Below are 4,038 nucleotides of genomic sequence, written 5' to 3'. Positions count from 1 at the left end.
AATCTAGGCTGTAGTGATGAAAAAACAAAAGAAATCCCTCGCCGGGTGGCAGTTCAAACGGTTTGAAAACCGTCTGAACGCTACGCGAAGGGTGATAGATCAGACGCTCGCATCAAGCCCTTTACACTCCCTATCCTCACTTCGTTCCGGTACCGTGTAAAAAGCTTGACGCTTCCAAGCTAATTGTCTGTTAATCGTAGTTCTTTTATAGCGGAAAAGTTGAAAAGGGTATAAAAAATGGTTGTGCTGCTGAATATCTTTAATCACGTATGTTTCTTTCTGGCTGATTGCCATTCATTCATACTAGCTTTGTAAGCTTCTACTTCATCACGGAAATACAATCGTATGACATGTCTTTCCGAGTCTCTAAATTCGAAAGCAGGTTTTAGATAACCATTTTTAACAGATTGCTGAAAAGCGCTTGTTGTTTGATCAGTTATTTGCCTTGCTGCATTCGTTGTTAATAGATTTTCATTACCATATTTAATAAATGCGTTACGATCCATCTTAACACCACCTTAAAATTAATATAGCACATTTATCTAAGCAATTACATGGCACTAGTGATATGTAATGTAATTGTAACGAAGTAGTAATCTTAAAAACATATACATGCCACTAGTGGCATGTTATAATAAGAGTATAAGTTAAGTCGTAGCAATAGGGAGGCGAAATATTGATGGTAATGGTGTTAGAAGTTCCTGAAACGGTTGGTATCATTGGTTACTTAAAGCTAATGATGGTATGTGATCAGTTGATTCATGTTTCTGATGTCGAAACACTTTTCGACTATGAAGATAACAACAAATCTTTACAAACATTTTATACACCGGAGGAATTAGCCCAACATTTTGAAGAGGAATTAATAAGCTTTGATGATATTAAAAAAAGTAATTTCTACTATGAGACGCTCAGAAATACCATTGTTTTTAACTATCATCAAATTTTAAGGTCTCCAAGGTGAGAGAGGGCGTCTAATTTTGATAAATGGGGGAATAAAAATGGCAGATACATTTGGAAATTGGTTAGAAAGAACGGAATATTTTGATGGGGAATTAGCAATTGATAATTGCTATATGGAACCTTCCTTTGTGTGGAACAGCGAGTATACAAAAATCAAGGATGAAGGTAAGAGACTATTCCAGGCATTAATAGATGCGGAGTATGAATTTATAAATAACAACACCATAAATTTAAAATTAGATGGCGCTAAATATTTTGAGCTGGGAGAACTGTTCGGTTTAGCGTTGGCCGGATATATCGCGGATTCAATGTATAACAGACTGTTTGATACTGGGGAATATTTAGAAGAAGATGTTTGTTTTTGATTAAGAAAAAGACTAGGGAGGTTTGGAAATGGAAAAATATATATGTATGGCCGAAAATGCAGAAGGCGATGAAAGATGGCTTTTAGTGGATGCGCATAATCCAGAGGAGGCGAAAAAATTAGCTAAAGCATATCATAACATAAACAAATTGTTTGCTATTAATACAATTGTCGTAAATGATGAACCTGGAGTATCACATTCTTTCATTTTAGATGAATAGTAAGAAATCAAGCGTCGTGTGGACGCTTTTCAAAAAAAGAGTCCTTCCCAATAGGGTATACCTTATTGGGAATTAAAAGGAATAGCCAGTAAGGGCAAAAATCGACCGTCCCAATTAAACATCCCAAAACTATGGTATAATCGAGAGGAGAAAAGGATCAGAATGGAAACAATTACAAATTTGAAAGAGTTGGAAACAATCATGGGAGAAAAAAAGTACGTGTTTACAAAACCACGCCAGGATCAGCGGAATGTTTTACTTCATTTGTTGCATTGCGGTTGTGTTTTAGTAGATGCCGGTGATTGGAAAGAAAGACGTATTTTTTTACTTAGTCCGACCGGCAAGCAGATTTGTTACTTAGATAAAAAAAGAAGGGGAGCGAAATAGTATGACATACTCATTGGATCAAGTTAGAGAAAAATTTGTGCAGGTAGATAAAATGGAAGAGCCAAAGCGCACCATGGAGCTCGTTGCGTTAATGGACATTTTAGAGCAGCAACATGGAACGCTTCGAATTAATCCGACGCCGGAGTTTATGGCCACGGAAAAGGTACAGCTATATCGTGAAATTAGCAATGCCAGGGTTTTCGACTAAGAAGATGAATAAGGTAGGGTGTTAGCATGTTAGTTGGTTATGCGAGGGTTTCAACAAAGGAACAAAATGAAGCCAGGCAAATGGCAGCGTTAGAAGAAGCGGGCTGTGAAAAAATCTATATGGATAAAAAGTCCGGAAAAAACTTTGATCGGCTAGAATATAACAAGATGAAGAAATTTCTTCGTTTTGGCGATGTCTTAATCGTGGAAGATTTGTCACGGTTTGGCCGGAACAAAGAGGAAATCCTAGCCGAGTGGACAAGTTTGCAAGAAAAAGAAGTGGATATTGTTATTTTGAATATGCCGATTTTGGATACACGCAAATACAAAGATTTGCCTGGTATTCAAAAGTTGGTATCTGATTTAGTCTTAACCATCCTTGCTTGGGTAGTTGATGATGATCGGAAGCGGATTTTAGAAAGTCAACGCCAGGGCATTGCGATCGCAAAAGCGGCAGGAAAATATAATGGACGGCCGAAAAAATATACAGATGATCATGCAGCCATGCAACACGCGTTAGAATTATTTGAAGATGGAATCAAAACGAATCAGGAAATTCAAGCAATCACGCAAGTAAGTCGTACAGCCATGTATAAGCGTGCTGGTGAACTTGGCATTAAGCGAAAGAAAAGGGGAAGAACATAGAGTTTTGTCTCTATGCAAATACTTTTTGAAACATATGGTTCAAAAATAAATAGATGTAAAAGAGAGGAAGAAATAGTATATGATGAATCGAGTAGTATTAGTTGGCCGTTTAACCAAAGACCCGGAATTGCGCTATACGCCAGCAGGCGTGGCAGTCGCAACGTTTACGCTTGCTGTTAATCGTAACTTTACGAACCAAGCTGGAGAACGTGAGGCGGATTTTATTAATTGCGTTATCTGGAGAAAGCCAGCCGAGAATGTGGCCAACTTTTTGAAAAAAGGGAGTCTGGCAGGTGTGGATGGAAAAGTTCAAACGCGTAACTACGAAGGACAAGACGGCAAGCGTGTGTATGTCACCGAAGTGTTAGCGGAAAGCGTTCAATTCTTGGAACCACGAGGAACTGGAGCGACTAACAACCAACCATCGAGCGCACCAAATCAAGCACCAACACCACAGCAGCAGACAGCAAATACGAGCAATCAAGGGCAAGCGGTAGGTGCTGGAGGAGCCACAACATACACACCAAGCGGCTATCCTAAGAATGCCGATCCATTTGCAGCAGGTGCGAAATCAATTGAAATTAATGACGATGATCTTCCGTTCTAAGGAATAAGAAAGTTGTGCTGCTGCACACAATTAAACATATTTGAACCATATGGTTCAAAATTAGTTAGTTTACTTTTCTTTATTTTGTTGCTATAATGGAGTAGAAAATAGCAAGTCCATCTGGACACCCAAACACCCTAGCTGCGGTAACAGCTAGGGTGTTTATTTGGGGTTAGAATTAGGTGTCGTCTACTTGTTGTTATTGCGCCGAGCTTCTAACATGTGCTTGAAAAACGCAATCGCGCATCCAACCACGATCGGAGCAATAATTGCTGAAAATAGCAAATCCATACTGTTCACCTCCCTTCAGACTAGATGTTCGTCTGAAGGTAGACGACTGTTTTATTGTAACACAAAAAAGTGATAAAAAAATACTCCCTCAAGATTGAGAGAGCAGACTGTATTGGTTTAAGTTAAGACAGCGCAACAGTTTAGTAAGAAAAAATATGAAATAAGAGTTGACAAAGTTGTAACTTAAATGATATCATAAGCAAGTAGAGATTTAAACAGGAGGGGAAAGTTTTATCTCCGATTATTAAGTAGGAGGCTCTTCGTCTTCTTTTTTACAAGGAGGATAATAATAATTGGTATTATTATTTGTGGTTGTGTTGTGTGAATTATTATTAACTGTAGCGCTACTAGGC

9 protein-coding genes are annotated in these 4,038 nt (G+C 38.4%); 7 read left to right on the top strand and 2 right to left on the bottom strand.

Annotated features, from left to right (window positions below; genetic code table 11):
• Window positions 1-263: 263 nt before the first annotated feature.
• Window positions 264-506, bottom strand: coding sequence for a hypothetical protein (locus DUK53_RS16745; RefSeq protein ID WP_124893173.1), 243 nt, complete (start codon window positions 504-506; stop codon window positions 264-266).
• Window positions 507-679: 173 nt separating this feature from the next.
• On the opposite strand from DUK53_RS16745, the gene DUK53_RS16740 reads away from it, so the two are divergent.
• The 7 genes from DUK53_RS16740 (at window position 680) to ssb (ending at window position 3,394) form a co-directional block, all read left to right on the top strand.
• Window positions 680-964 carry a hypothetical protein gene (locus tag DUK53_RS16740; RefSeq protein ID WP_124893171.1) on the top strand — a complete coding sequence of 95 codons (285 nt, stop codon included), beginning with the start codon at window positions 680-682 and terminating at the stop codon, window positions 962-964.
• 37 nt (window positions 965-1,001) lie between these two features.
• Window positions 1,002-1,328 carry a hypothetical protein gene (locus tag DUK53_RS16735; RefSeq protein ID WP_124893169.1) on the top strand — a complete coding sequence of 109 codons (327 nt, stop codon included), beginning with the start codon at window positions 1,002-1,004 and terminating at the stop codon, window positions 1,326-1,328.
• A 28-nt stretch (window positions 1,329-1,356) separates the two neighbouring features.
• Window positions 1,357-1,548, top strand: a complete 192-nt coding sequence (locus DUK53_RS16730; protein ID WP_124893167.1) for a hypothetical protein — start codon at window positions 1,357-1,359, stop codon at window positions 1,546-1,548.
• A gap of 162 nt (window positions 1,549-1,710) precedes the next feature.
• Window positions 1,711-1,935, top strand: a complete 225-nt coding sequence (locus tag DUK53_RS16725; RefSeq protein ID WP_124893165.1) for a hypothetical protein — start codon at window positions 1,711-1,713, stop codon at window positions 1,933-1,935.
• 1 nt (window position 1,936) lies between these two features.
• The gene (locus tag DUK53_RS16720) at window positions 1,937-2,143 is read left to right on the top strand and encodes a hypothetical protein (protein ID WP_124893163.1); all 207 of its coding nucleotides are present in this window, start codon (window positions 1,937-1,939) and stop codon (window positions 2,141-2,143) included.
• A 26-nt stretch (window positions 2,144-2,169) separates the two neighbouring features.
• Window positions 2,170-2,787, top strand: a complete 618-nt coding sequence (locus DUK53_RS16715; protein ID WP_124893161.1) for a recombinase family protein — start codon at window positions 2,170-2,172, stop codon at window positions 2,785-2,787.
• A gap of 79 nt (window positions 2,788-2,866) precedes the next feature.
• Window positions 2,867-3,394 carry a single-stranded DNA-binding protein gene (gene ssb / locus DUK53_RS16710; protein WP_124893159.1) on the top strand — a complete coding sequence of 176 codons (528 nt, stop codon included), beginning with the start codon at window positions 2,867-2,869 and terminating at the stop codon, window positions 3,392-3,394.
• Between the two features lie 189 nt (window positions 3,395-3,583).
• On the opposite strand, the gene DUK53_RS16705 is transcribed toward ssb, so the two are convergent.
• Window positions 3,584-3,685 (bottom strand): type I toxin-antitoxin system Fst family toxin, encoded by a 102-nt coding sequence (locus DUK53_RS16705; protein WP_124893157.1) that lies wholly within the window; start codon window positions 3,683-3,685, stop codon window positions 3,584-3,586.
• Window positions 3,686-4,038 lie beyond the last annotated feature (353 nt).

Source organism: Listeria sp. SHR_NRA_18 (assembly GCF_003856515.1).
Lineage (GTDB): Bacteria > Bacillota > Bacilli > Lactobacillales > Listeriaceae > Listeria_A > Listeria_A newyorkensis.
This window is presented reverse-complemented; position numbering and strand designations above follow the sequence as displayed.